The 25,695-nt window shown below is 65.3% G+C and carries 23 protein-coding genes and 1 pseudogene; 15 read left to right on the forward strand and 9 right to left on the reverse strand.

What is annotated here, in order from left to right:
- Window positions 1–345: 345 nt before the first annotated feature.
- The 4 genes from cmoB to lon all read right to left on the reverse strand — a co-directional run bounded on the left by cmoB (window position 346) and on the right by lon (window position 4,956).
- Window positions 346–1,314: a tRNA 5-methoxyuridine(34)/uridine 5-oxyacetic acid(34) synthase CmoB gene (cmoB, locus tag ACUCV0_RS05500; RefSeq protein WP_482212255.1), complete on the reverse strand. Its 969-nt coding sequence runs from the start codon at window positions 1,312–1,314 to the stop codon at window positions 346–348.
- Complete coding sequence (gene cmoA, locus ACUCV0_RS05505) at window positions 1,311–2,048, reverse strand: carboxy-S-adenosyl-L-methionine synthase CmoA (protein ID WP_482212256.1); 738 nt, start codon at window positions 2,046–2,048, stop codon at window positions 1,311–1,313. The genes cmoB and cmoA overlap by 4 nt, the downstream gene beginning before the upstream one ends.
- Window positions 2,049–2,111: 63 nt before the next feature.
- Window positions 2,112–2,504, reverse strand: a complete 393-nt coding sequence (locus ACUCV0_RS05510) for a protease inhibitor I42 family protein (RefSeq protein WP_313649970.1) — start codon at window positions 2,502–2,504, stop codon at window positions 2,112–2,114.
- Window positions 2,505–2,565: 61 nt separating this feature from the next.
- Window positions 2,566–4,956, reverse strand: a complete 2,391-nt coding sequence (lon, locus tag ACUCV0_RS05515; RefSeq protein WP_313649968.1) for an endopeptidase La — start codon at window positions 4,954–4,956, stop codon at window positions 2,566–2,568.
- 228 nt (window positions 4,957–5,184) lie between these two features.
- On the opposite strand from lon, the gene ACUCV0_RS05520 reads away from it, so the two are divergent.
- From ACUCV0_RS05520 to ACUCV0_RS05540, 5 genes are all read left to right on the forward strand, one after another.
- Entirely contained in the window at window positions 5,185–5,850 is a 666-nt protein-coding gene (locus ACUCV0_RS05520) for a methylamine utilization protein (protein ID WP_271655748.1), read from the forward strand.
- Window positions 5,834–8,152, forward strand: a complete 2,319-nt coding sequence (locus ACUCV0_RS05525) for a putative bifunctional diguanylate cyclase/phosphodiesterase (protein WP_482212257.1) — start codon at window positions 5,834–5,836, stop codon at window positions 8,150–8,152. The genes ACUCV0_RS05520 and ACUCV0_RS05525 overlap by 17 nt, the downstream gene beginning before the upstream one ends.
- Entirely contained in the window at window positions 8,149–9,000 is an 852-nt protein-coding gene (locus tag ACUCV0_RS05530) for a DUF3034 family protein (protein WP_482212258.1), read from the forward strand. Before ACUCV0_RS05525 ends, ACUCV0_RS05530 begins: the two co-directional genes overlap by 4 nt.
- The gene (locus ACUCV0_RS05535; RefSeq protein ID WP_434774866.1) at window positions 9,000–9,428 is read left to right on the forward strand and encodes a group I truncated hemoglobin; all 429 of its coding nucleotides are present in this window, start codon (window positions 9,000–9,002) and stop codon (window positions 9,426–9,428) included. The genes ACUCV0_RS05530 and ACUCV0_RS05535 overlap by 1 nt, the downstream gene beginning before the upstream one ends.
- Window positions 9,429–9,506: 78 nt before the next feature.
- Entirely contained in the window at window positions 9,507–9,944 is a 438-nt protein-coding gene (locus tag ACUCV0_RS05540) for an HhH-GDP family DNA glycosylase (protein ID WP_482212259.1), read from the forward strand.
- A 52-nt stretch (window positions 9,945–9,996) separates the two neighbouring features.
- Here ACUCV0_RS05540 and ACUCV0_RS05545 read toward each other — a convergent pair whose 3' ends face one another.
- Entirely contained in the window at window positions 9,997–11,106 is a 1,110-nt protein-coding gene (locus ACUCV0_RS05545) for an alpha/beta hydrolase (protein WP_482212260.1), read from the reverse strand.
- Between ACUCV0_RS05545 and ACUCV0_RS05550 the strand changes: the two genes are divergently transcribed.
- Window positions 11,105–11,416 carry a hypothetical protein gene (locus ACUCV0_RS05550; protein ID WP_313649129.1) on the forward strand — a complete coding sequence of 104 codons (312 nt, stop codon included), beginning with the start codon at window positions 11,105–11,107 and terminating at the stop codon, window positions 11,414–11,416. The two genes, ACUCV0_RS05545 and ACUCV0_RS05550, sit on opposite strands and share 2 nt — an antisense overlap.
- Here ACUCV0_RS05550 and ACUCV0_RS05555 read toward each other — a convergent pair.
- Window positions 11,413–12,395: pseudogene (locus tag ACUCV0_RS05555) on the reverse strand (DctP family TRAP transporter solute-binding subunit). The gene ACUCV0_RS05550 and the pseudogene ACUCV0_RS05555 overlap by 4 nt on opposite strands.
- Window positions 12,396–12,563: 168 nt before the next feature.
- Here ACUCV0_RS05555 and ACUCV0_RS05560 point away from each other — a divergent pair.
- Window positions 12,564–13,397: an aldo/keto reductase gene (locus tag ACUCV0_RS05560; RefSeq protein WP_059315914.1), complete on the forward strand. Its 834-nt coding sequence runs from the start codon at window positions 12,564–12,566 to the stop codon at window positions 13,395–13,397.
- On the opposite strand, the gene mnmC is transcribed toward ACUCV0_RS05560, so the two are convergent.
- Together mnmC and ACUCV0_RS05570 are read right to left on the reverse strand one after the other, a co-directional pair.
- Window positions 13,394–15,331 carry a bifunctional tRNA (5-methylaminomethyl-2-thiouridine)(34)-methyltransferase MnmC2/FAD-dependent 5-carboxymethylaminomethyl-2-thiouridine(34) oxidoreductase MnmC1 gene (gene mnmC / locus ACUCV0_RS05565; protein WP_482212261.1) on the reverse strand — a complete coding sequence of 646 codons (1,938 nt, stop codon included), beginning with the start codon at window positions 15,329–15,331 and terminating at the stop codon, window positions 13,394–13,396. The two genes, ACUCV0_RS05560 and mnmC, sit on opposite strands and share 4 nt — an antisense overlap.
- 55 nt (window positions 15,332–15,386) lie before the next feature.
- Entirely contained in the window at window positions 15,387–15,602 is a 216-nt protein-coding gene (locus ACUCV0_RS05570) for a DUF6316 family protein (protein WP_059315913.1), read from the reverse strand.
- 297 nt (window positions 15,603–15,899) lie between these two features.
- Here ACUCV0_RS05570 and ACUCV0_RS05575 point away from each other — a divergent pair, with 297 nt between their 5' ends.
- The 8 genes from ACUCV0_RS05575 to gspK all read left to right on the forward strand — a co-directional run bounded on the left by ACUCV0_RS05575 (window position 15,900) and on the right by gspK (window position 22,797).
- Window positions 15,900–16,538: a peroxiredoxin gene (locus ACUCV0_RS05575; protein WP_059315912.1), complete on the forward strand. Its 639-nt coding sequence runs from the start codon at window positions 15,900–15,902 to the stop codon at window positions 16,536–16,538.
- A 163-nt stretch (window positions 16,539–16,701) separates the two neighbouring features.
- On the forward strand, window positions 16,702–17,289 hold the full coding sequence (ssuE, locus tag ACUCV0_RS05580; protein ID WP_482212262.1) for an NADPH-dependent FMN reductase: 588 nt from the start codon (window positions 16,702–16,704) through the stop codon (window positions 17,287–17,289).
- 15 nt (window positions 17,290–17,304) lie between these two features.
- Entirely contained in the window at window positions 17,305–18,270 is a 966-nt protein-coding gene (locus tag ACUCV0_RS05585) for a sulfonate ABC transporter substrate-binding protein (RefSeq protein ID WP_482212263.1), read from the forward strand.
- 23 nt (window positions 18,271–18,293) lie between these two features.
- Window positions 18,294–19,442, forward strand: coding sequence for an FMNH2-dependent alkanesulfonate monooxygenase (gene ssuD / locus ACUCV0_RS05590; RefSeq protein ID WP_313649121.1), 1,149 nt, complete (start codon window positions 18,294–18,296; stop codon window positions 19,440–19,442).
- An 11-nt stretch (window positions 19,443–19,453) separates the two neighbouring features.
- Window positions 19,454–20,242, forward strand: a complete 789-nt coding sequence (gene ssuC, locus ACUCV0_RS05595) for an aliphatic sulfonate ABC transporter permease SsuC (protein WP_059315908.1) — start codon at window positions 19,454–19,456, stop codon at window positions 20,240–20,242.
- A complete protein-coding gene (gene ssuB, locus ACUCV0_RS05600; RefSeq protein WP_482212264.1) occupies window positions 20,239–21,048 on the forward strand; it encodes an aliphatic sulfonates ABC transporter ATP-binding protein in 810 nt (269 codons plus the stop codon). The genes ssuC and ssuB overlap by 4 nt, the downstream gene beginning before the upstream one ends.
- A 23-nt stretch (window positions 21,049–21,071) precedes the next feature.
- Complete coding sequence (locus ACUCV0_RS05605; RefSeq protein ID WP_010795839.1) at window positions 21,072–21,287, forward strand: TOBE domain-containing protein; 216 nt, start codon at window positions 21,072–21,074, stop codon at window positions 21,285–21,287.
- A gap of 490 nt (window positions 21,288–21,777) precedes the next feature.
- Window positions 21,778–22,797 carry a type II secretion system minor pseudopilin GspK gene (gspK, locus tag ACUCV0_RS05610; protein ID WP_482212265.1) on the forward strand — a complete coding sequence of 340 codons (1,020 nt, stop codon included), beginning with the start codon at window positions 21,778–21,780 and terminating at the stop codon, window positions 22,795–22,797.
- Between the two features lie 797 nt (window positions 22,798–23,594).
- Here the strand turns inward: gspK and ACUCV0_RS05615 are convergent.
- Window positions 23,595–25,631, reverse strand: a complete 2,037-nt coding sequence (locus ACUCV0_RS05615) for a PhoX family protein (RefSeq protein ID WP_482212266.1) — start codon at window positions 25,629–25,631, stop codon at window positions 23,595–23,597.
- Window positions 25,632–25,695: the final 64 nt, after the last annotated feature.

Here is a 25,695-nt window from a genome sequence, read left to right on the forward strand (position 1 = left end):
CGTTTGGCGGGATGCCAAGGGGCTTGGGCGGAGGGCCTGTCAGCGGAAGCCGGTAAGCCATGAGCTTGAGGCTGCCCTCACCCTAACCCTCTCCCGGGGGGAGAGGGGACTAGAAGCCGTGCAGCTGAGGTTTAAGCGGCGCTGCTGGATCAGGTGCGGCTTGAGGTCTGCAAGAGCAAAAGCAAAAACAGCCCGGCTACGCCGGGCTGTTGTGGCCCTCGCGGCCATGGCCCTGATCATATAGCTGGATGTTGGGCCTCGCTGTGCTCAGCCCAACCTACGGCGGCGTTACGAGATCAAATAAGAGAGCAATAAAAAGCCCGGCATCTGCCGGGCTTTTTGCGTTCAGGGTTTGCGGGCTATGAGGGTCGCGCGCAAGGGGGCGGGAAGGCCTTCGACGGTGCGGCTGGGATCCTCAGGATGGAGGAAGTCGGGTAGCGACTGAAAGCCCATCCACTCGGTGGAGCGCTGTTCGTCCACGGTCGTCGGGGTAAGGTCCACCAGACGGATATCACGATAGCCGGCGCGTTGCAGCCAGAGTTGTAGGGCGGCAGCGGAGGGCAGGAACCAGACATTGCGCATCTGAGCGTAACGGTCCTCGGGCACCAGAACGGTAGTGGCGTCGCCGTCGACGACCAGGGTTTCCAGGACCAACTCGCCACCGCTGTCGAGGCAGTTCTTCAGGTCCAGGAGATGGTCGATGGGCGAGCGACGGTGATAGAGCACGCCCATGGAAAAGACCGTATCGAAGCCACCTTCCAATGGTGGCAGCTCTTCCAGGGTCAGCGGCAAGTGCCAGGTGGGCAGCTCGGGTAGATAGCGGCGCAGGGTCTGGAATTGGCAGTGGAAGAGCCAGTTGGGATCGACACCTATCACCAGGCCGGCTCCGGCACCTAGCATGCGCCACTGGTAGTAGCCGTTGCCGCTGCCGACGTCCAGGACACGTTTACCCTGCAGATCCAGGTGGGGGGCGACCCGGTCCCATTTCCAGTCCGAACGCCATTCGGTATCCAGGTGCACGTCGAACAACTGGAAGGGGCCCTTGCGCCAGGGCCGCAGCTGCAGCAGCGCTTCGCGCAGCGCCTGCTGTTGCTCCATCGATGGAGTGCCATCGAGGCGCACGGCCTCATGCAGCTCGACGCCTTCCACCTTGATGTCGGGCAAGGCATCGACACCGGCTTGCCAGCGCTGGAGGTCGCCATGGCCGCGCGCGTATTTGGCGGCAAGAACGCCTTCGAGGTCTCGAGACCAGGGGGCCAGTGGCGTATCTGCCAGCGCCTGTTGCAGTGTTGCGAGATAGGCCGGTTGGGTCATGGCAGGGCGATCAGGGAGGTGAAGTTGAGGCATTGGAACCAGGGGACGACGGTGGCGAAGCCGGAGGCCTGCAGGCGCGCCCGGTGTTCGTCCAGGGTGTCGGTCAGCATGACGTTTTCCAGCGCGGTACGTTTCTGGGCGATTTCCAGTTCGCTGTAGCCATTGGCACGCTTGAAGTCCAGGTGCAGGCCATTGAGCAGCTCCTGGTTGGTCGCTTCCGGGAAACGAATCTTTTCCGACAGTAGCAGGGCGCCACCGGGCAGCAGGCTGGCACGCAGGCGGCTGAGCAGGTCCAGCCGTTGTTCCGGTGGGATGAACTGCAGGGTGAAGTTGAGCGCGATCACCGAAGCCGCTTCGAGCGGAGCCTCAAGGATGTCGGCTTCCACCACCTCAACCGGTAGCAACTCCTCATGCATGGAATCCTGGGCGCTCAGGTATTCGCGGCAGCGGGTGACCATGGCGGAGGAATTATCGATGGCTACCACGCGGGTGCCTTCGACGCGGACATGGCGGCGCAGTGCCTGGGTGACGGCGCCAAGGGAACAGCCAAGATCGTAGAGACGGCTGTTGGGCTGGGCGAAGCGCGCGGCGATGACGCCGAGGTTTTCGACGATGGTGGGGTAGCCCGGCACGGATCTCTTGATCATGTCGGGAAAGACACGCACTACATCTTCGTTGAAAGTGAAGTCGGCAGGAGGCTGCGGCGACGCGAACAGGCGGTCGGCTTCGCTCATGGGCGGTACCTGGAAAATCGAAAGGGGGCATTGTACCCCCGGCAGGTAGTAGGGGACGCGGCTTTAGCGGATTTCGATGCGGCAGTCGAAGCGCGCCTGGGGCTCGGCCTCGGCATCCCAGGGTTGGCGGGCCTGGAGTTCGAGGTGGGCGCTGCCGGCGCTCTCGGCGCGGAAACGCCAGAGGGACTGGCCGGCGCTACCGATGCCGCCCTGGTCCTGGCGTCTTTCGCGGAAGACTTCCGGGCCGAGCTGCCTGAGGTTGTCGCTGCGCTGGAGGATGGCCCAGCGGTAGCCGCTGGTAGGGTCGCTGGGCAGGGTCAGGGTCAGCTCCTGGCCGGTATGCATGGCCAGCGGCGTGCAGTCGCTGTCATCTCCGAGAACCAGGTTGCCGCTCGGCTGGGTACTACTGCAACTGGCCAGCAACAGGCAGCTGCAGAACAGGAGACGCGGGGACATGGGAACCTCCAGGGTATGACGGCAAAACGCAGAGCATACCCCAAGAGGTCGAACGGTCAGACTAGAAGAGCACCTTGGCCACGTCGGCGAAGCGGCGAGCGAAGTGCACGGTCAGGCCCTCCCTGAGATAGGCCGGCAACTCCTCGAAGTCGCCACGGTTAGGCTCCGGCAGGATCAGCTCGCTGATCTTCTGCCGCCGTGCCGCGATGACCTTTTCCCGTACCCCGCCGATGGGCAGCACCTGGCCGGTCAGGGTCAGCTCCCCGGTCATGGCCACGTTCTTCTTCGGGGCCTGGTTGCGGGCCAGTGACAGCAGGGCGGAGGCCATGGTGATACCGGCACTGGGCCCGTCCTTCGGGGTAGCGCCTTCGGGGACGTGCAGGTGAACGAAGGCCTGGTCGAAGAAGTTCGGATCGCCCTTGAAGTCCTTGAGATGCGCGGTGACATAGCTATAGGCGATCTCGGCGGACTCCTTCATGACATCACCCAGCTTACCGGTGAGCTTGAAGCCCCGATTCAGCGTATGGATGCGCGTCGCCTCGATCGGTAGGGTGGCCCCGCCCATGCTGGTCCAGGCCAGGCCGGTAATGACGCCGACGCCGGACAGCAGCTGTTCCTTGCGGAAGGGCGGCTTGCCCAGATAGTCCTCGAGGTCCGACGCGCCGATCTTGATCTTGAGCTTGGGTTCCTCGATGAGCTTGACCACCGCCTTGCGCACCAGCTTGCCCAGTTGCTTCTCCAGCTGGCGCACGCCGGCCTCGCGGGCATAGCCTTCCACCAGCGCCTTGAGGGCGCTGTCGGTCAGGGTCAGACGGTCCTTGGGTACCCCGGCCTTGTCCAGCTGCTTGGGCCAGAGATGGCGCTTGGTGATGGCCTGCTTCTCTTCGGCGATGTAGCCGGAAAGGCGGATGACCTCCATGCGATCCAGCAGGGGACCGGGGATCGAATCTAGGGTGTTGGCTGTGCAGACGAACAGCACCTTGGACAGATCCAGGCGCAGATCCAGGTAGTGGTCGAGGAAGTCGACGTTCTGTTCCGGATCCAGAGTCTCCAATAGCGCTGAGGCCGGATCGCCCTGGTAGCTCTGGCCCATCTTGTCGATCTCGTCGAGCATGATGACCGGGTTCATGACCTTGACGTCGCGCAGGGCCTGAACGAGCTTGCCGGGCATGGCGCCAATGTAGGTGCGTCGGTGACCCTTGATCTCCGCCTCGTCGCGCATGCCGCCGACACTGAAGCGATAAAAGGGGCGGCCGAGGGATTCAGCAATGGATTTGCCGATGCTGGTCTTGCCCACGCCGGGCGGGCCCACCAGCAGCACAATGGAGCCGGCTACCTCGCCCTTGAAGGCACCCACGGCGAGAAATTCGAGGATGCGGTTCTTGATGTCGTCGAGCCCGGCATGGTGGCGATCCAGCACCTTGCGTGCGTGCTTGAGATCGAGCTTGTCCTGACCATGGACGCCCCAGGGGAGGTCGGTGGCCCAGTCCAGGTAGTTGCGGGTGACACCGTATTCCGGCGAGCCGGTTTCGAGGATGGACAGCTTGTTCAGCTCGTCGTCGATACGCTTCTGCGCTGCTTCGGGCAGAAGCTTGCCTTCCAACCGTTGACGGAAGCTTTCGATATCGCTGCTGCGATCGTCCTTGGTGATGCCCAGCTCCTGCTGGATCAGCTTGAGCTGTTCCTTGAGGAAGAATTCGCGCTGGCGTTCGTTGATCTTGCGATTGACCTCGGCGGAGAGCTCCTTCTGCAGGCGAGCGACCTCGACTTCCTTGCGCAGCAGCGGCAGGACCTTTTCCATGCGTTGCAGCATGGGCACGGTATCGAGCACCTGCTGCAGTTCATCGCCCGGGGCAGTGGTGAGGGCGGCGGCGAAGTCGGTCAGCGGCGAGGGATCGTTGGGACTGAAGCGGTTGAGATAGTTCTTCAGCTCTTCGCTGTAGAGCGGATTGAGCGGCAAGAGCTCCTTGATGGCGTTGATCAGCGCCATGCCGTAGGCCTTTACCTCGTCGCTGGGATCGGGGTTGGGGCGCAGGTGTTCGACTTCCACCAGATAGGGCGGGCGCTGGCGACGGAGCCAGCCGCGGATGCGTACCCGCGACAGCCCCTGGGCGACGAACTGCAGCTTGCCGTCCTGACGAGTGGCATGGTGGATACGTACCAGGGTTCCATGCTGAGGGAGCTGGTCGGGATCGAAGCCTTCGGGATCCTCGGGCGGCTGATCCATGTAGAACAGCGCCAGGCAGTGGTGATCGGTCTTGGCCACCAGCTCCAGGGTTTCGGCCCAGGGCTCTTCGTTGACGATGACCGGCAGGACCTGTGCCGGGAAGAAGGGCCGGTTGTGGATAGGGATGACGTAGAGCTTGTCGGGAAGATTCTGGCCAGGCAGCACCAGACCGGTCTGGCCGGCTTCTTCGCTGAGGATGTCCGCTTGATTGTCCTGATCGCTCATTGGCGTACCTTGGGCTTGGATGTGAAGCCAACATGGGGCGAGGGCGCCGCTTTTTCAACGCAGGCATGGACCTGTCCTTCTTGACCGCCAGGTACCACTCGAAGTGCGACGACCGGGCAAACGAGAAGGCTCTGCCACGATAAAGATTCGTTCCTGACTGCCGCTAAAGCTGAAGTCACGCCGCGAAGCCGGCGAGAGATCCGAAGGTCACGCGGTGGAGAGCAGTGGGTGAACAAGCAACGGGTAGTGGCGGGATTGTTGGCCTTGGGGCTGGGGACCGCGCAGGCGGCAGAGATCAAGGTCCAGGTAACTGATAGCCAGGGCGCGCCCCTGGTCGATGCGGTGGTGATGCTGTCAGGGCAGGGCCTGGTACCCGAGCGACAGCCGGCGGCCATCGACCAGCAGAATCGTCGCTTCGTGCCCCATGTCCTGGCCGTGTCTGCCGGGACGGCGGTGAGCTTTCCCAATTCCGACGATATCCGTCACCAGGTCTATTCCTTTTCCTCGCCCAAGCACTTCGAGCTGCCGCTGTATCACGGCATTCCCAGCGCGCCGGTGGTATTCGACCAGCCCGGCGTGGTGGTGGTCGGCTGCAACATCCACGACTGGATGGTGGGCTATATCTATGTGACCGCTGCGGGACGTTCTGCCGTGACCGACAGTCAGGGTCAGGCGCGGCTGGAGGCGCCGGAGGGTCATTATCGGCTGGCGCTCTGGCATCCCGACCTCAGTGACAAGCAGGAAGTGGCCCAGCCCGACCTGGACGTGAAGGGCCAGCCCGTGACCCTGGCACTCCAGCTGGCGGTCCAGCCGAAGCCTCAGTCCGCGGAACCGGCAAACACGGCATTCGAGGACGCCTTCCACAAGGCGGCGCACGATGAAGCTCATCCATAGTTTCCAGACCCGCATCGCCGGCAGCCTCTTCCTGCTGATGCTGGTGGTGATCACCCTGGTCTATCTGACGGTCAAGGCCGCCACCGAGGCCAGTGCGATCCGTCAGTCCTACGATCAGCTCGACACCGGCGCCCGGGTGTTCCGCCAGGTGCTGGACGGTCGTTGCCGCCGGCTGAACGATGCCGTGCGCGTGCTCGCCGCCGACTTCGGCTTTCGCGATGCGGTGGCCAATGGCGATGTGCCAACCCTGAGGTCGGTGCTGGCCAACCATGGCGCGCGGGTCGGCGCGGGCGATACCTATCTGCTGGATATGGACGGTCGACTGATCGCCAGCACCGTTGCGGCCCATAGCGAGGGCGAGCGTTTGCCCGCGTCGGTACCGGCGGCCAATGACGGCAGCTGCGTGCTGGCAGGTACCGGCTTGCCCCAATTGCGGGTCACCGTTCCGGTGCGGGCGCCGCTGCCCATCGCCCAGGTGGTGATGAGTTTCGTCATGGATCAGGCCATGGCCCGGGAATTTCGCTCGCTGATCAACCTGGACGTGGTCTTTCTTGGCGAAGCTACGATCATGGCCAGCACGCTGCCGGACGAGCAAGGGCGGTTGCTGGTGAAGGAGCTGACGAGTTCAACCCAGGCAGGCGACACCTGGCAGATGACGCTGGGCGGTCGGCTCTATCAGGTCAAGCGCCTGACCCTGGGTACCCGCGAAAGCCCGGTCTACGTCTATCTGTTACGTTCCCTCGACGTGGCCCTGGCCGAATTCGAACCCCTGCTCAGGCAGCTTGCGCTGATCGCCTGCGGGGCGCTGCTGGCGGCCTTGCTGGGCGCGCTGTGGCTGGCTCGCAATCTGGTCCAGCCGCTGCGTCAGCTTTCCGTGGTGTCCTGGCGGATCGGCCAGGGCGACTATGGGGTCAAGGTGGATGTACAGCGGCAGGACGAGTTCGGGCGGCTGGCGCAGGTGCTCGAGGACATGCGCCAGGGGATCGCCGAGCGTGAGCAGCGACTCAAGCACAACGCCCTGCACGATCCCCTGACCGGGCTGCCCAATCGCATCCTGGCCGAGGAACGACTGCGGGTCTTCATCGCTAGCCAGTCCCAGGTGTCGCTGCTGTACCTGGGGCTGGACGGTTTCCAGGCGATCAACGAGTCCGCCGGGGTGGCCGGTGGCGACCGGATCCTCAGGATGGTAGCCGAACGGGCACAGGTCCTGCTGGCCGGTCGTGGCTGCGTGTCGCGCCCGGTGGGCGACGAGTTTCTCGTTCAGGTCTGCCGTATGGGGCTGGAGGGCGCGGTGGGGCTCGCTGAGCAGCTGCGGCTATCGCTGGCGGAGCCGATCGAGTGGGAAGGGCAGCTGTTCCGCCTCAGTTGCCGCATCGGCCTCGCCGAGTATCCGCGCCACAGTGACGACCCGACCCAGCTGATCGAGCGGGCGCGTAGCGCCATGCTCGATGCCGGCCAGATGCCGGATCGCCTGCGGGTCTATGATGAAGGTCGGGATGCGGCCCAGCAGCGACGGCTCCAGCTGGTACACGATCTGCCGCTGGCGGGCGAGCGGGGCGAATTGATGCTGGTGTTCCAGCCCAAGATTGCCCTGCATGGCAGCGGCCCCTATCAAGCCGAGGTCCTGCTGCGCTGGCGCCACGCCGAACTGGGCATGGTCTCGCCGGGCGAGTTCATTCCCCTGGCCGAGCGGAGCGGCAGCATGGCCGGTCTCACCCGCTGGGTGATCCAGGCGGCGATCCGGCAGCTGGCGCTTTGGCAGACCCAGGGACGCGAGGTAAAGGTGTCGTTGAACGTGTCCGCCGTCGACCTGGCCGATAACCGCCTGCCCGAGCGGGTGATCGGCTGGCTCGATGACGCCGGCGTCTCGGCGCGGCAACTGACCTTCGAGATCACCGAGAGCGCCATCATGGCCGATCCCGAGGCCGCCATCGCCTTGCTCACCCGGCTGTCCGTTCTGGGCATAAGGCTGTCGGTGGACGACTACGGAACCGGCCAGGCATCCCTGGCCCACCTCAAGCGACTGCCGGTGGACGAATTGAAGATCGACCAGTCCTTCGTGAAGGAATTGGCGCCGGACAACGACGATGCCGTCATCGTCCGCTCGACCATCGAGATGGGCCATAACCTGGGCCTGGAGGTGGTCGCCGAGGGCGTCGAAGAGGCGCAAGCGCTGGCTCTGCTGCGCAACTGGGGGTGCGATGTGATTCAGGGCTACTACATCAGCCGTCCGGTGCCGGCCGCGGAGTTCGAAGCCTGGATGGAGCGGCAGAGCGTACCGGCGGCGGAGCTGCTCTCGTGACCCGTGCCTGGGGCGTTGGCTTGTTGCTGCTGGCCGCAGGGGCGCAGGCCGATGGCGGCAAGTTGCTGGCCACCGGCGGGGCCAGCAGTCTAGAAGGCGCGGCGGGCGGTGGCATTACCCCCTGGGCGGTGATTGGTGGCTACGGGGAAAGCGGTCAGCCCGGCGCGACGGCCTTCGCCACTCGGGTCTGGACCGGTGACTACCGCCTGGATGTGACGGGCGCGGCGGTGGCCTACGACAATCGGGTGGAACTGTCCTACGCACGTCAGCGCCTGGAGATGCCGACCCTGCGCCGGCGCCTGAACCTTGCCGAGGACAGCCTCAGCCAGGACGTCGTTGGCGCCAAGGTGCGTCTCGCCGGTGACCTGATCTATGACCGGTTGCCACAGCTGGCGCTGGGGATCCAGTACAAGCACCAGCGCGATTTCGCCATTCCTGCCGCGGTGGGGGCCCGCCGCGACAGCGACGTCGAAGGCTACCTGGGCGCCAGCCGGCTGTTTCTGGGCGGTGCCTTCGGCTACAACCTGCTGGTCAATGCCGGACTCAGATACAGCCGCGCCAACGAGATGGGCCTGCTGGGCTTCGGTGGCGATCGCAACGATCATCGTCAGTGGCTCAAGGAAGGCTCGGCCGCGGTGTTCTTCAATCCGCGCTGGGCGGCTGGGGCGGAATATCGCCAGAAGCCGCACAATCTGTCTTTCACCGGGGAGAGCGACTGGATGGATACCTTCGTCGGTTACTTCCCTAACAAGCATCTATCGGTGGTGCTGGCCTACGCCTGGTTGGGTGAGATCGCCACCCTAGACCGTCAGCAGGGCCTCTATCTGTCGCTGCAGGGGAGTTACTGATGAAGGCGAGCCCCTTGGCGCTGCTGGCCCTGCTGCTGACGCTGCTGGGGTGCACGCCCCAGCAACCCTCAGGTGATCGGCTCTATCAGGAGCTGGGCGGCCAACCGGGCATCACTCGGATCGTCGAGGGAATGCTGCTCAATGTGGCGCGTGATGACCGAATCCGGCACTACTTCGTCCGGGTCGACATCGCCCGGCTGCGTGGCCAGCTGATCCAGAAATTCTGCGCTGACGCTGGCGGGCCCTGTCGCTATACCGGGGCAAGCATGGCGGAAAGTCATAAGGGTCTAAATCTGCAACCAGCCGACTTCAATGCGCTGGTGGAAGACCTGCAGCTGGCCATGCGGCACGAGGGTATTGCGGAGCGGGCACAGAATGCCCTGCTGGCGCGACTCGCGCCGCAGCGCGGCCAGGTGATTCGCCAGTAGCCTGCCAGTCGTCGCCGGTTTCGAACCAGGCCTGATCGGAGTCCTCCCTAGGCTATACACCCTCGGGAGGGATGCTTCTTGAGCAAGACGACTTCGGCGGCCGACCTCGGCCTGACCCTCACCGCTGACGATGAACAGGCGTTCTTCGGCTGGTTTCTGGCGAGCTATCTGTTCGGCAAGCGCATTTCCCAGAGCATCGCCGCCCAGGCGTGGTCAGTGCTCTATCGCAAATACGGCCGCGATACACCGCGCAAGCTGCTCAACCTGAGCTGGCAGCAACTGGTCAACTATCTGGGAGAAGGTCACTACCGGCGTTATGACGAGAGCACCGCGACGCGCTTGCTGGGCGCCTGCCATTGGTTGCAAGAGGAACATGGCGGCAGCTTCGCTCGGCTGCGTGATGCCAGTGCTGACCGTAAAGATTTCGAGCGACGCCTACAGACACTGAAGGGCGTAGGCCCCAAGACCTGCGAGATCTTCATGCGCGAGGCGGGCCCCTTGCTGTTTCCCGGCTGAAGGTACGCCGCCGGCACAGGGGCCGGCGGTGGTCGAGACGAGCAGGTCAGCGCTATTTTTTATCCAGGTCGGCCTTGAGTCGGCTGCCGGCATAGGCCTGGGCGTCCTTGGCCTTCTGCACGACCGCAGCGGTACCAAAGAACTCGTGGGTGACGCCTGGATAGACCTTGCGCTCCACCTGGACTCCGGCCTGGCGCAGGGCGGTTTCCAGGAAGCCACCGTCATCACGCAGGGGGTCGATCTCGGCGTTGACGATGGTGACCGGCGGCAGCCCGTTGAGATCGGCCTTGGTCAGGTCCAGGCGCGGGTCCTTGAGGTCATCGGACGACCGGGTCACCTTATCGATGAACCACAGCATCATGGGGCGATTGAGCGGCTTGGCGTCGTCGTACTGCTCGTAGGATTGGGTATGGGTGTTGGTCTGGGCCACCGGATAGACCGACAGCACGTGCTTGGGCGCGGTGAGACCGGCTTTGCGTGCGGCGACAGCGGTCGCCACCGCCAGGTTGCCGCCAGCGCTTTCGCCCGCCAGCGCCAGGCGCTGGGGATCGCCATTGAGCGAGCCGGCGTGGGTGGTCACCCAGCGATAGGCCGCCAGGGCATCATCGTGAGCGGCAGGAAACTTGTATTCCGGGGCCTGGCGATAGCCCACCGAGACCACAATGGCATTGGCCTGCTTGGCCAGGCCGCGGGCGCCAGCATCGTAGACGTTACGGTCAGCGAAGACCCAGCCGCCACCGTGGAAATAGAGGATGACCGGGAAGGGGCCTTGACCTTCAGGGGTGTAGATGCGAGCGGGCAGCACGCCAGCAGCGCCGTCCACGGCACGGTCGACGCTGGTCACGCCAGGCACCAGTGCCTCGGCCTGGGTGGGTCGGCCTTCGTCCTGCAGGACGCCTTTGACGGCATCGGCGATGGTAGGCTGTTGCCGGGCCTGCTGGGCGGTCAGCTTTTCGATCGCCTTGGGATCGAAGCTGGCGTACTTGTTCAGTACCTTCTGCATGTCGGCATCGGTACGTGCCATGCTCTTGGCATTGCTGACCGCCTCGGCACCCAGCGAACGTTTATCCGGATCACGGGCGCAGCCGGCCAGGGCGATGCCAGCGCCCACCAGGGCCAGGGCGAGGAGGGTAGGTTTGCTACGCAAGACGGAAAGCGGCATGGCGGAAATCCTGTGCGAATTCGAGAGGCTTACCTCTAAACCGACAGGGTTAGCGCGCGAGAGGTTCCGGCGGAATGCTGGCAAGACACTGGCCATCGCGCTGCTGGGACTGCTGGCGACGGACGTCCTGGCCGGGCCTGCTGCCTACTGGCGCTGGCGCAGCACCACGGACAATCAGGAATTCTGCACCCAGACCCCGCCGGGGCCGGGTTGGATCAAGGTGGCGGGGCCCTTTCGCGACCTGCAATGCCGTGAACCGGGTAGCGTGTCGCTGCGCCGTTGGGCGGAGCCACCGCAGCAGCGATTCTAGTTCGAGCTTTCCGCTGCCTTGATCAGCGAGGCGCCGATCTCAACTTCGTAGTGCTGCCAGACCGGACGCATGGCCTCGCGCCAGCGCGCCCGCTGCTCGGGGGTGAGGGTCAGGATCTCGCTGCTGCCGGCGGCGACCAGGCGCGCGCGATCACGCTGGTTTTCCGCCTCGGATTGCTTCTTCACTTCGAAGGTCACCTGGTCGATGATTTCTTCCAGGGCGCTGCGCACGGCGAAGGGCAGGGTACGCCAGCGGTCGGCCTTGACGATCAGCATGTAGTCCAGAGCACCATGGTTGCTTTCGGTGAAGTAGCGCTGCTGCTGATCGAGGCGCTGGCTCCAGTAGTTGGACCAGGTGTTCTCGGTGGCGTTGACGGTGCCGCTGGCCATTGCCTTCGGGGTCTGGTTGAAGGGCAGCTTGACCGCCGTGGCGCCGAGCGCCTCGAACTGGCTCTGCAGCACATCGGAATTCTGGATGCGGAACACCAGGCCCTTGGCGTCACCGGGTTCGCGCAGTGGCTTGCGCGCCGACAACTGCTTGAGACCGTTGGGCCAATAGGCCAGGCCAATGATGCCGCTTGGTTCCAGGCTCAGCAGCAGTTGCCGGCCGCTGGGCCGGGACTGGAAGTGGTCGAGGGCGGCACGGCTCTCGAAGAGGAAGGGCAGGTCGAACAGCTTGAGCTTGGGGCTGAGGTCGGTGAGCTTGCTGATCGCCGGTGCCAGGATGTCCACCTTGCCATCCTGCAGGGCCTGCAGTTCGTTGGCATCGGTGAAGGCGGTGCCGCTGGGCATCACTTCCAGCTGTACCTGACCGGCGAGGCGCTGCGCCACCAGCTGCTGGAACAGCAGGGCGCCCTTGCCCTTGGCGTGTCCGGCGCTACCACATGGGAAAACCTCAGGGTGATGACGTCGGCCTGAGCGGCCGTCAGGGGCAGGGCAACGGACAGCAGGGCGCAGAGGCCCAGGATAGACGACTTCATGAGAGCTCCTGGAGGCTGTTTTGGATTCCTTGTCGGGGCGTACTTTACCAGTGCGACGTCGGGTCGCAGGGCCTGTGGGAAGCCTCTGGCTGCCGTTTGGCGGATGACCGGGAGAATCGGCGGCGCGCTGACGTTCCAACAAGGCACACCCATAAGAAGGATGCGTCCATGAATACCGCTCAAACCGTTCGTTTGCCCGATGGCACTACCGTTCCGGCGCTGGGACAGGGTACCTGGCGCATGGGCGAGAACGCCGACCTGCATCGTCAGGAGGTCAGCGCCCTGCGTCAGGGCCTGGACCTGGGGCTCACCCTGATCGACACCGCTGAAATGTACGGCGAAGGCCGCGCCGAAGAACTGGTCGGCGAGGCCATTGCCGGGCGGCGTGACGAGGTCTTCCTGGTCAGCAAGTTCTATCCCAAGAACGCCACCGAGGCAGGGGTTCCGCTGGCCTGCGAGCGTAGCCTCAAGCGGCTGGGCACCGATGTCATCGATCTCTATCTGCTGCACTGGCGGGGCCAGGTGCCATTGATCGAGACGGTCATGGCGCTGGAGAAGCTGCGCGACGAAGGCAAGATCCGCCACTGGGGTGTTTCCAATCTCGATACCAGCGACATGCTGGAACTCGGCGACGACCGTTGCAGCGCCAACCAGGTGCTCTACAACCTGGAGCAGCGTGGCATCGAGCATGACCTGCTGCCCTGGTGCCAACGTCAGCAGATGCCGGTGATGGCCTACTGTCCGCTGGGGCAGGGCGGTGACCTCCTGCGCCATCCTACGTTGGCCACCCTGGCGGAGCGACACCAGGCCACGCCTGCGCAGATCGCCCTGGCCTGGGTGTTGCGCCAACCGGGGGTGATCGCCATTCCCAAAGCGGGCGATGCCGGTCACCTCGAGGAAAACGCTCGCGCCCTGGATCTGCGTCTGACTGATGACGATCTGGCGCTGCTCGATGGTGCCTTCCCGCCACCTCAGAGCAAGACGCCGCTGGCGATCATCTAGCCGCCGCGGATCAACCGACGCAGGGGAAAGCGGTTGGGGTGGCAGGCTTCGGCCACCCGCCGTGCCACGGGCAGGGGTTCGTCGTCCAGCCAGGCCGCCAGCAGTTCGGCGGCCAGTGGCGTGGTGACTAGACCGCGCGAGCCGTGGGCCAGATTGAGATAGAGGCCCGCGCGCCAGGGAGCCGCCTGCTCGGGTACCTGGCGGGCATCGTAGGCCAGCGCCTGGTATCGCTGGGCGAAAAGCGCTTCGTCCACGACCGGGCCCACCAGGGGTAGGTAGTCCGGCGACGTGCAGCGGAAAGCGACGCGGCCTTCCAGGGCGTGCGCCTCATGACTGGCCGCCAGTTCTGACGACAGCTCGGCGAGCAGTTGCAGGTTGCTGAGGTGCTCCGCCTGACTGGGCTCGGTGTCGTCGCGATCGAAGACGAAGCTGGCGCCCAGACAGTGGCGGCCTTCACGCGCCGGGGCAAGATAGCCTTCGCCACACACTACGGTTGCCAGCGCTTGACTGGCTGGGGTTTCCGGCAGATTGGACAGCTGTCCGCGAATCGCCTTGAGCGGCAGCTCGGGTAGCAGTGTTCTGGCCTGGGCGGCACTGGCCACCACGACGACCGTCGCCTGCAGGTCCGCACGAGCAGTGACTACCTGCCAACCGGTCGCGGTTTGCTGCAACGCGGTCACGACGGTCCCGGTGATCAGCTCGATGTTGGGATGCGCCAGCCAGTGCGCGCACAGCGCCGGTGGATGGACCCAGCCGCCTTCTGGAAAGAACAGGCCGCTTGCGGTCAGGCCGATCCCTGCACGGGCGCTGGCGGCGTTGCGGTCCAGCGGTTGCAGCAGATCACCGGGAAAGTGCGCCGCCAATTGGGCCTGGCGCTGGGCATCCTTGGCGGTTAGCGCCAGTTGCAATACCCCACAGGGCGACCAGGCCGCTCCCGGCGGCAGGGCCTGCAACTCACGCAGGGTCAGGCCGAACCCGTCCAGGATCAGCCGGCTGAGCGAGGTGTCATGGGCCGACAGCTTGAGGTAGAGCACGCCCTGGGGATTGCCGGAGGCCTCCTGCGCGGGCGCCCCGTGGCGCTCGATGACCCTGACCTGCCAACCGCGGCGGGCAAGGCTGGCCGCGGTGGCGCACCCGGCGAGGCCTGCGCCTATCACGATCGCCGTTCGCGGACCCTGGCACCGCGGCGGACGCCTATACCAGGGGACGCTCGCGCCGACGGCAGGACGCTCCAGCGCGCCGGCCAGCATCTCCCGCTTGTGGCCGAAACCCGGCACCTTGGCCATGGCGAAGCCCGCTTCGTTGAGGCCTCGACGGACGAAGCCGGCGCAGGTAAAGGTGGCCAGGGTGGTGCCGGGATGGGACAGGCGCACCAGCTCGCCGAACAGCGCGGGCGTCCACATTTCGGGATTCTTCGCTGGGGCGAAGCCATCCAGGAACCAGGCGTCACAACGGGCATCCAGCTCGGGCAGGCGCTCCAGCACATCGCCGATCAGCAGGGTGAGGGTGATACGGCCGTTACCCAGAATCAGGCGCTGAAAGCCTGGGTGGATGGCCTGGTACTGCTGCTGCAGCGCCGTGCTGTAGGCGGCCAGTTCCGGCCAGAGGGCCAGCGCCTGGGCGAGATCGGCGGCGGTCAGCGGAAAGCGCTCGACACTGACGAAGTGCAGGCGCGCACCCTGGGGTGCCAGGGCCTCGAACAGCTGCCAGGCGCACAGAAAGTTGAGGCCGGTGCCGAAGCCCGTCTCGCCGATGGTGAAGACGTCGCCCGGCGACAGCGCCGCGAAGCGCTCGGGCAGCCGATTCTGTTGCAGGAAGACGTAGCGGGTCTCTTCCAGGCCGCTGGCGCGGGAGAAATAGACATCGCCATAGGCGCGGGAGAGGGGTTGCCCGGAGGCATCCCAGTCGAGCTGGGCGTGCTGGAAATCGGTCATGAGCGGCGCGGCCTGGAATTCAGGGCGCGCAGTCTAATGGATCAGGGGCAGCCGGTCAGACGTTGCTGACGGATTGGCGCATCAGGCCCTGTGCGGTTTGCAACCGTTCGACATAGCGGTCGATCTGGTTGAGGGCTTCTTCGCGACTGAAGAAGGGGCCTTCCAGAGTGCCTTCGCGGGTGGTGAAGAAGAATTGACCGTTGACCACGCTGACGCGCTCGCTACGGAAATGGGTGCTGGCACCGGGGTCGTCATTGCGTTTGCCGAACATGAGAATCTCCTCCTCGTCTTGCCAACAGACCATGCCGAGCGCTGCGGGTTGCCCCGCTCGGCCGATTTCCTGTCCGTTGGTCTTCCTTAGGTGTAGCACCCTAGCGGCCGCTGCGCTTGGGTGGAAAAAGCCCGCCGAAATTGTGAGAGTGGTCACGCGGCACAGGACCTCGCCGGGTGGAGATAGCCCTGAACCAGGTGGCTTTCGCGTTATAACCACAGCGTGATCCGATCTTTCCCGCTCGCTCTGGCGAGCGGCATAGTGCCGCTATCCCTACCTGCATCAGGAGAACTGCCAATGACCATCCGTCTGGGCGATATCGCCCCCGATTTCGAACAGGATTCCAGCCTGGGCCGCATCCGCTTTCATGAGTGGCTGGGCGACAGCTGGGGCGTGCTCTTCTCCCATCCCGCCGACTTTACCCCGGTGTGCACCACCGAGCTGGGCCTCACCGCCAAGCTCAAGGACGAATTCGCCAAGCGCGACGTCAAGGTGATCGCCCTCTCGGTGGACGGCCTGGAATCGCACCAGGGCTGGATCAAGGACATCGAGGAAACCCAGGCCACCGCCGTGGGCTTTCCGATCCTGGCCGACGCCGACCGCAGCGTGTCGACCCTCTACGACATGATCCATCCCAATGCCAACGACACCCTGACGGTGCGTTCGCTGTTCATCATCGATCCGCAGAAGAAGGTGCGGCTGTCGATCACCTATCCGGCCAGCACCGGTCGCAACTTCGACGAGATCCTGCGGGTGATCGATTCCCTGCAGCTCACCGACAATCACAAGGTTGCGACCCCGGGCAACTGGAAGGATGGCGATGACGTGGTCATCGTGCCGTCGCTCAAGGACGAGGAAGAACTCAAGCGGCGCTTTCCCAAGGGCTATACCGCGGTCAAACCTTATCTACGCCTGACCCCCCAGCCCAATCGCTGACATCTCGGGTGACAAGAAAACCCCGGCTCAGGCCGGGGTTTTGTTTTTCTGGTTATAACCAAGTGCCTAAAGGATATTTTTAGGGAATAAGAAGCCCTTGCTAAGGTCCGCTCAATCCTTTTCGAGCGGCGCGACACCGCTCCTTTTTATCCTGGAGGCGGCGATGCAGGTGGTGACTTTGGCGGGCAGTCCGGGAGCGCGGTCGCGCTCCACCGGCGTGCTGGATCTGGCGGCGAACTGGCTACAAGCACGCGGCGTGGAGTTGTCGCGCTGGCGTATCCAGGACTTTCCCGCTGCCGACCTCATCGGTGCCCGCTTCGACAGCCCACCGGTGGTGGAGCTGATCGCCCAGCTGCAGGCCGCCGATGGCCTGGTGATCGCCACTCCTGTCTACAAGGCCTCCCTGGCCGGCGCCCTCAAGACCCTGCTGGACCTGCTGCCCGAGCGCGCCCTGAGCCACAAGGTGGTGCTGCCCCTCGCCACCGCCGGCTCCAGCGGTCATCTCCTGGCCATCGACTATGCGCTGAAGCCGGTGCTCTCGGCGCTCAAGGCCCAGGAAATCCTCAACGGCGTCTTCGCCGACGACAGCCAGGTCAGCTACACCGAGACCGGTGTCGCCCTGATCCCGGCGCTGGAGCAGCGTCTCTACGAATCTCTCGAACAATTCCACGCGGCCCTGGCGCGGCGTCCCCGGCCCCTGACCCCCGAGCTCCTGGCCGATCGCATCGGCCAGGCACGCTGGGGCATCTGACCCGGAGCCTCAACCATGCAGTTCTCCTTCAAGCGTTCGCTGCTCGCCGTTTCCCTGCTGACCCTGGCCACCGGCCTGGCGCAGGCGCAAGAGACGGTCCGTATCGGTTACCAGAAGTACGGCACCCTCATCACTCTCAAGGCCCGTGGCACCCTGGAGCAGCGGCTGGCCAGGGACGGCGTCAAGGTGCAATGGACCGAATTCCCCGGCGGCCCCCAGCTGCTGGAAGGCCTCAACGTCGGCAGCATCGACTTCGGCGTGACCGGCGAGACGCCACCGGTGTTCGCCCAGGCAGCCGGTGCCGATCTGGTCTATGTGGCCCATGAGCCACCGGCGCCCACCAGCGAAGCCATCCTGGTGCCCAAGGATTCGCCGATCCGCTCGCTGGCCGATCTCAAGGGCAAGAAGATCGCCCTGAACAAGGGCTCCAACGTCCACTACCTGCTGGTACAGGCACTGGCCAAGGCCGGCATTCCCTACCGCGACATCCAGCCGGTGTACCTGCCGCCGGCCGATGCCCGCGCCGCCTTCGAACGCGGAGCGGTGGACGCCTGGGTGATCTGGGATCCCTACCAGGCCGCCGCCGAGACCCAGTTGCAGGCACGCACCCTGACCGATGCCACCGGGCTGGCCGACAACCACCAGTTCTATCTGGCCACCCGCAGCTTCGCCAAGGCCCATCCCGAGCAGGTCGGCGCCATCGTCGACGAGGTGCGTTCGGTGGGCGAATGGGCCAAGGCCCACCCGGATGAGGTCGCCGCCCAGGTGGCACCGCTGCTGAACCTGCCGCTGGACACCGCCGAACGAGTGGTCAAGCGACAGGGCTATGGCGCCCAGTTCATCAGCCCCGAGGTGGCCGCGCAGCAGCAGAGGATCGCCGATGCCTTCACCGCCCTCAAGTTGATTCCCAAGCCGCTGACGATCCGCGACGTGGTGTGGACGCCACCCGCCAATCTGCAGACCGCCACTGCCCAACCCTGATCCCGCTTCCTGGAGAACGCCCCATGAGTCTCGACATCTTCTGGTTCCTGCCGACCCACGGCGATGGCCATTACCTGGGTACCGCCGAAGGTGCCCGCGCCGTCGACCACGGCTACCTGACCCAGGTCGCCCAGGCTGCCGACCGCCTGGGCTTCGGCGGGGTGCTGATCCCTACCGGACGCAGTTGCGAGGATTCCTGGCTGGTGGCCGCCTCGCTGATTCCGGTCACCCAGAAACTCAAGTTCCTGGTGGCCCTGCGGCCCGGGATCATCTCGCCCACGGTAGCGGCGCGGCAGGCAGCCACCCTGGATCGCCTGTCCGGCGGTCGGGCGCTGTTCAATTTGGTCACTGGTGGCGACCCGGACGAGCTGGCCGGTGACGGTCTGCACCTGTCCCACAGCGAGCGTTATGAGGCCTCGGTGGAATTCACCCGCATCTGGCGCCGCGTGCTGGAAGGCGAGACGGTGGACTACGAGGGCAAGCACATCCAGGTGAAGGGCGCCAAGCTGCTCTATCCGCCGCTGCAGCAACCGCGCCCACCGCTGTATTTCGGCGGCTCCTCCGACGCTGCCCAGGATCTGGCCGCCGAGCAGGTGGAGCTGTACCTGACCTGGGGCGAGCCGCTGGACGCGGTGCGCGAGAAGATCGAGGCGGTCAAGGCCAAGGCCGCCGCCCAAGGGCGCACGGTGCGCTTCGGCATCCGCCTGCACGTGATCGTCCGCGAGACCAATGAGGAAGCCTGGCGGGCGGCCGATCGGCTGATCGCCAATCTCGATGACGCCACCATCGAGAAGGCCCAGGCCGCTTTCGCCCGCTTCGACTCGGTCGGCCAGCAGCGCATGGCGGCGCTGCATGGGGGGCGTCGCGACAAGCTGGAGATCGCGCCCAATCTCTGGGCCGGTGTCGGCCTGGTGCGTGGTGGTGCCGGGACGGCGCTGGTCGGTGACGGTCCCACCGTGGCCGCGCGGGTCAAGGAATACGCCGCCCTGGGCATCGACACCTTCATCTTCTCCGGCTACCCGCACCTGGAGGAATCCTACCGGGTGGCCGAACTGCTGTTCCCGCACCTGCCGGTCAAGCGCCCGACCCGAGTGGAAGGCGCCAACTACGTGAGCCCCTTCGGCGAGATGGTGGCCAACGACATCCTGCCGCAGAAAGCGGCGCAGAGCTGAGGGAGGCCGGCATGAGCAGCACCACCGAACGCCTCTTGCAGCGGCTGGCACCCTGGCTGGTACCCGTGGCCCTGCTCGTTGCCTGGCAGCTGTCGGTCAGCAGCGGCCTGCTGTCGAGCCGCATCCTGCCGTCACCGGCGGCGGTGCTGGAAGCCGGCTGGAGCCTGGTCAAGAGCGGTGAGCTCTGGCAACACCTGGCCATCAGCGGTTGGCGCGCCGGCATTGGCTTCGCCATCGGCGGAGGCATCGGCCTGGCGCTGGGTTTCCTCACCGGGCTGTCGAAGTGGGGCGAGCGCCTCCTCGACAGCACCCTGCAGATGGTGCGCAACGTGCCGCACCTGGCACTGATCCCGCTGGTGATCCTCTGGTTCGGCATCGACGAGTCGGCCAAGCTGTTCCTAGTGGCCCTGGGGGTGTTCTTTCCCATCTACCTCAATACCTACCACGGCATCCGCAACGTCGATCCGGCGCTGGTGGAGATGGCCCGCAGCTACGGCTTGTCCGGCGCGCGGCTGTTCTGGCACGTGGTATTGCCAGGTGCCCTGCCGGCCATCCTGGTAGGGGTGCGCTTCGCCCTCGGCCTGATGTGGCTGACGCTGATCGTCGCCGAGACCATTTCCGCCAGCTCCGGCATCGGCTACCTGGCGATGAACGCCCGGGAATTCCTGCAAACCGACATCGTGGTGCTGGCCATCCTGCTCTACGCCATCCTCGGCAAGCTGGCTGATCTCGCCGCCCGCGGCCTGGAGCGCGCCTGGTTGCGCTGGCACCCGGCCTATCAGAAGGGAGCCCACGCATGACCAGTCTGCAAGCCGTTCCGCCGCTCTCCCGCGGCATCGCCCTGAAGCTGCAACAGGTGGTGAAGACCTTTGGCGAGCGCACCGTGCTCCATGGGATCGACCTGGACATCCCGGCTGGCCAGTTCGTCGCCGTGGTGGGGCGCAGTGGTTGCGGCAAGAGCACCCTGCTGCGCCTGGTGGCCGGTCTCGACCGCGCCAGCAGCGGCACCCTGCTGGGGCAGGACGAACCCCTGGCGGAGCACCGCGAGGACACCCGGCTGATGTTCCAGGACGCGCGCCTGCTGCCCTGGAAACGCATCATCGACAACGTCGGCCTGGGTCTCAAGGGCGATTGGAAACCCCGCGCCCTGGAAGCCCTGAAGGCGGTCGGCCTGGCCGACCGCGCCCAGGAGTGGCCCTCGGCGCTGTCCGGAGGCCAGAAGCAGCGCGTGGCCCTGGCCCGCGCCCTGATCCACCAGCCGCGCCTGCTGCTGCTGGACGAGCCGCTGGGCGCCCTGGATGCCCTGACCCGCATCGAGATGCAGCAACTCATCGAAGGCCTCTGGCAGCGCCACGGGTTCACCGTGCTGCTGGTCACCCATGACGTGGGCGAGGCGGTGGCCCTGGCGGACCGTGTGGTGCTCATCGAGGATGGCCATGTCGGCCTGGACCTCGACGTCAACCTGGCGCGCCCCCGGGCCGCCGGCGATGCCCAGCTGGCGCGCCTGGAGGCCGAGGTGCTGGCCCGGGTGCTGCAGCAACCGCTCAACCCTGATCTACCGGAAATCGTGCAACCCCTGCCCACGCAACTGCGCTGGGCCTACTGATCGCTCATCCAAGGAGTTCTGCCATGACCATCAAGGCCATCAACGTTCGCAACCAGTTCAAGGGCACCATCAAGGAAATCATCGAAGGCTCGGTGCTCTCCGAGATCGACGTCCAGACCGCCGCCGGCATCGTTACCTCGGTCATCACCACCCGCTCGGTCAAGGAGCTGGAGCTGGTGGTGGGCAGCGAGGTGATCGCCTTTGTCAAATCCACCGAGGTGTCCATCGCCAAGTTGTAGGGGCGGTCTGGCCGTGACGAAACCCGCCATGGTGGCGGGTTTTTTTCGTTGTACATCTTTTGCCTTCGCCAAGAGCCAAGGGTATGAGCGAGGATAGGTGTGAGGGCTGGATATCTTCTGGCCGAAAAAGGAACCGAAGGATCGGCTTCAGGTGTGACCTATGGAATGGATACTGAGCTTTCTCTGGAGTTATCTATGCGCCAGCCTCGGCTCATGGCTGCTCCGTAAACTGACCCGCGGTCGCTTTCCAGAGAAGAACGCTTGGCTATCGGATTTACCAGAGGGTGTGGGATGCCTGGCGATACTCCTGATGTTTGCGCTTCTGATTGGCGTCCTGTTGCTTTGGGTAACCATACGCGCCTCCACATGACGGCAGCAGTTGTGGGTTGGGTTGAGCGCAGCGAAGCCCGACGGGGAGGCTGATCCACGCATTGCCACGAATCTGCAACCTGCGTCGGTTCCAATGCCGCTTTTGCCTGGAGGAACAGGGGTGCGGCGACAAAGGGGCGTGGCGCTGCTGATGGCGCTCTGGGCGCTGGCGCTGGTGGCGGCCTTGTTGCCGGTGCTGCTGGCCGAAGGGCGTGCTGAACTGCAGCGGGCGCGGTTGCTGGAGCACGAGACCCTGGCACGGGCCCTGGCGGCCGGCGCGGAGCAGGTGGTCACGCAGGGGCTGGTGCAGGCCGGCGCGCGGCAGCGACCGGAGTTCTGGCAGAGCCTGAGAGGCGAGGTGCTGGCCTATGAAGTGGAGGGTGCCCAGGTCCGCGCCCAGTTACGCGATCTGTATGGCTGCTTCAACGTCAACGCCCTGGCCGGCCCGGAGCGCGATCTGGCGTTGCGGCAGCTGAAATGGTTGCTGGAGCAACGTCCTGGGGCATTGGGCGAGCCGGGGCTGACGGCCCAGGCCTTTGCCGAGCGACTCGCTGATTGGGTCGATGCCGATGGCGAGGCCCACGAATTCGGTCTGGAAACGCCGGAGGCCCTGCGCCTGGTACCGCCGGTACTGGTGCCCAATCTGCCGCTGGCCGAGATTGGCGAGCTGGATCTGATCGTGCCGGCGCGGCCCGGCCGGCATCTGCAGCTGCGCGAACTCTGTGCGCTGCCCGACACCGGTGGCTGGCGACTCAATGCCAATGCCCTGGGGATGGGTCAACTACCGCTGCTGGAGGCGCTGTTTCTCGGCGAGGTGCCGCGGGAGACGCTGCAGCTGCTGATCACCGCGCGGCCTGCGCAGGGGTACGCCAACGTCGAAGCCTTGCGTGAGGCCCTGCCCGGAGTAGGGGAGGAGACCTTCACCTTGTTGACCCAGCGTCTGATGCTCAACAGTGGGGATTTTCTGCTCGGGGTGGAGGTGCGACGCGATGGTCAGGTCTTTCGCCAGGTACGGCAGCTGGCGGCCCAGGGCGTGAGTCGCTGGCACGCGGCGGTACCGGCACAACGGGTGCGCTGGCTGGCGACCCGGGACACCACACTTTGGGTGCCTGGGCCGGGTGGGTCGGAGGCGTTGCAGTAGGTTGAGGGTGGCGGCTATCAGGGCGGCGGTCTGGCGCTGAAACCTCCTGTAGGAGCGGCCCGTGGCCGTGATCACCTGACGATCGATTCGGGCACCGGTGGCAAAGGCCGCACGGTGTTGCACGCTACGACCGAGAAACCAGCGCAGGCTTTTCCACAGGTGACTCCGTTGCACGGGGCATGCCCTCACCCCAACCCTCTCCCAAGGGGAGAGGGGACTGTCGGAGCAGGTGATTGTCTCCATCAGCTCCAGCCGGATCACGATCAGCGGTTATAACCTCGCCCGCAGGAGCGCCGTGTTGGCGGACTGGCATCGCCGTGATTGGCGGATGACCGATTCGGGCAGAAGTGGAAGACGCTGCGCGCTTTTCCCCGCTACGGACGAGAGTCCGGCGTAGGGCGGAAAACGGCGCAGCCTTTTCCGCGGGTGACTCCGTTGCGCGGGGCATGCCCTCACCACAACCCTCTTCCAGGGGGAGAAGGGCTGTTGGAGCAGGCGATCATCTCTAGCTTCTGTGGCTGGATCGCGATGAGCCGTTATGGCTGTGCTTGTAGGCGCGGCCGCAGCGGCGGACCGCCATGGCTGCGATTCCCAGGGCTTGGTGGAAAACGCTGCGCGGTTTTCCACGCTACGGACGAGCGTCTGGTGTAGGGCGGAAAACGGTACAGCCTTTCCCGCGCGCAGCCAGAAGAGGCGGGTGCTGTTTGCCAATCTACGCGACGGATTTCGCATCCGCGGGAAAGCAAAAAGCTCCCGCGATCGTTACCGACCGGGGAGCCTGGCTATCGCCGACTCGATCAGACGCCGATGGGGCCGCCGTCGAGCTTCTGGATCACCACAGTGGAGGCGCGGGGGCGCACCTTGGTGCCAGCCGGGGTGCCCTCGGTGGCGACTTCGCTGTAGGGCCAGTTGTCCGGATGCTGGACGTTGATGAACATGGTCGTGAGGTCCGGCGTCCAGGTGATGCCGGTGATCTCGCAGCCGTTGGGGCCGACCAGGAAGCGGCGCAGGGCGGTCTGGTTGGTGGCCGAGATGGCGACCTGCTTGCCGCTGCCATCCACCACCTGGGCCGGGATGACCGCCAGCAACTGGTCGTTGGTGTACTCGGCCACGGCGTTGTCGCTGTTGTCGGTCTCGATCCAGAGGATGCCGCGGCTGTCGAAGGCCAGGCCGTCGGGGCTGGCGAACTGGTTGAGTTCGGTCAGGCCTGAGCGGTTGATGTCGGGTGCAGCGCCAGCGTCCGCACCAAAGACGAAGATGTCCCAGGTGAAGTCGGTCTGGTTGCTGTTGTCCTTCCAGCGCACGATGTGGCCGTTGACGTTGGGTACCCGCGGGTTGGCGGCATTGGCGGCGGTACGTGCGGAGTTGTTGGTGAGGGTGACGTAGACCTCGCCGGTGAACGGATTGACGGTGGTCCACTCGGGGCGGTCCATCGGGGTCGCGCCCACGGCGTCGGCGGCGCCACGGGTGTTGAGGATGATGCCGGCCAGGTCGCCGTAGAGGGCGCCCAGGGTACGGCCATCCTTGGTCGGTGCATTGACCGTCAGCGGTAGCCACTTGCCGTTGCCGCCGTCGTCGAAACGGGCCACGTAGAGGGTGCCGTTGTCCAGGTACTTGGCGCCGATGGCCAGGCGGTTGGCCGAGTTGGCATCGGCAGGATCCCAGGCGGCGGCGGAGACGAACTTGTAGATGTATTCGTTGCGCGAGTCGTCGCCCATGTAGAACGCCAGCGGCTGACCGGCCACTGGAATGCCGTAGGCCGAGCCTTCGTGGCGGAAGCGACCCATGGCCGTGCGCTTGGTGGCTGGCGCCGCGCTGTCGTAGGGGTCGATCTCGACGATGTAGCCGTAGCCGCTGGCTTCGTTGCGGAAGTCCTGAGTCGCGCTAGCGCCGGTGGGGGTCAGGTCGAAGCGGCGGAATTCGTTGTCCACCTCGCTGGCGTCACCCGCTGCCGTCTCCCAGCCGTAGTTGCTCTTGCTGGTGATGCCGATGCGCTTCTGATCCACCGGCAGGGTGCCTTTGTTGACGAAGATGCCCGGCCAGTTTTCCTCGCAGGTGAGGTAGGTGCCCCAAGGGGTGAAGCCGTTGCCGCAGTTGTTGTTGGTGCCGCGGGTACGGGTGCCATCGGGCGAGAAGGGCGTGACCAGGTTGGCGTTGCCGCGCAGCGGACCGGCGATCTCCATGGGCGTGGCGCTGGTGAAGCGACGGTTGAGCGCATCGTTGGTGACGACCTGCCAGTTGCCGTCGACCTTGCGGATATGGATCACCGCCGCGCCATGGGCGTTGATCTCCTTGCGCACTTCCTCGGCGGGGCGCTTGCCGTTGGTGGTGGTCGGGCCGTTGGGGTGCAGCACCTTCTGGTCGATGTATTCGTAGTTGATGGCCAGCAGGCCGTCGCTGCTGGAGTTGTTCAGCGGGAAGAAGTGCATGCCGTCGTGGTGCATGCCGGCCGCATTGGCCTGGTCGGTGGAGGTATTGCTGCCATCGCTGCGCCAGGCATTGGCCAGGTTGTTCAGTGGGGTACCCCAGGGCGCCAGGATGCGAGCGCTGTAACCGGCGGCCAGGACGATGGCGTCGAGATGGGCACCGCGAATGGATTCGAAACCAAGCTTGAGCTGCGGCGTCGGGCTGGGCTGGCTGGGCGCCGGATCGTCATGGGAGCCGCCACCGCCGTCGAAGCAGGCAGTCAGGCTACCGCCAGCGATCATCGCGATGGCGGCGCCCAGGCCGCCTTTCATGACACTGCGGCGCGACAGGTAACGGTCGACGACGGCGTCCAGCGGTTCGTTGCCGCTTTCGTTGCGGTTACGGTCGTCGCTCGTGAAAGTGCTCATGCGCAAAGCTTCCTTGGTTGATCACGGGAGCCGGCGACTTTAGGAAGCCTCTGTGATGGTCTGG

Source organism: Pseudomonas sp. VMV1 (assembly GCF_056790235.1).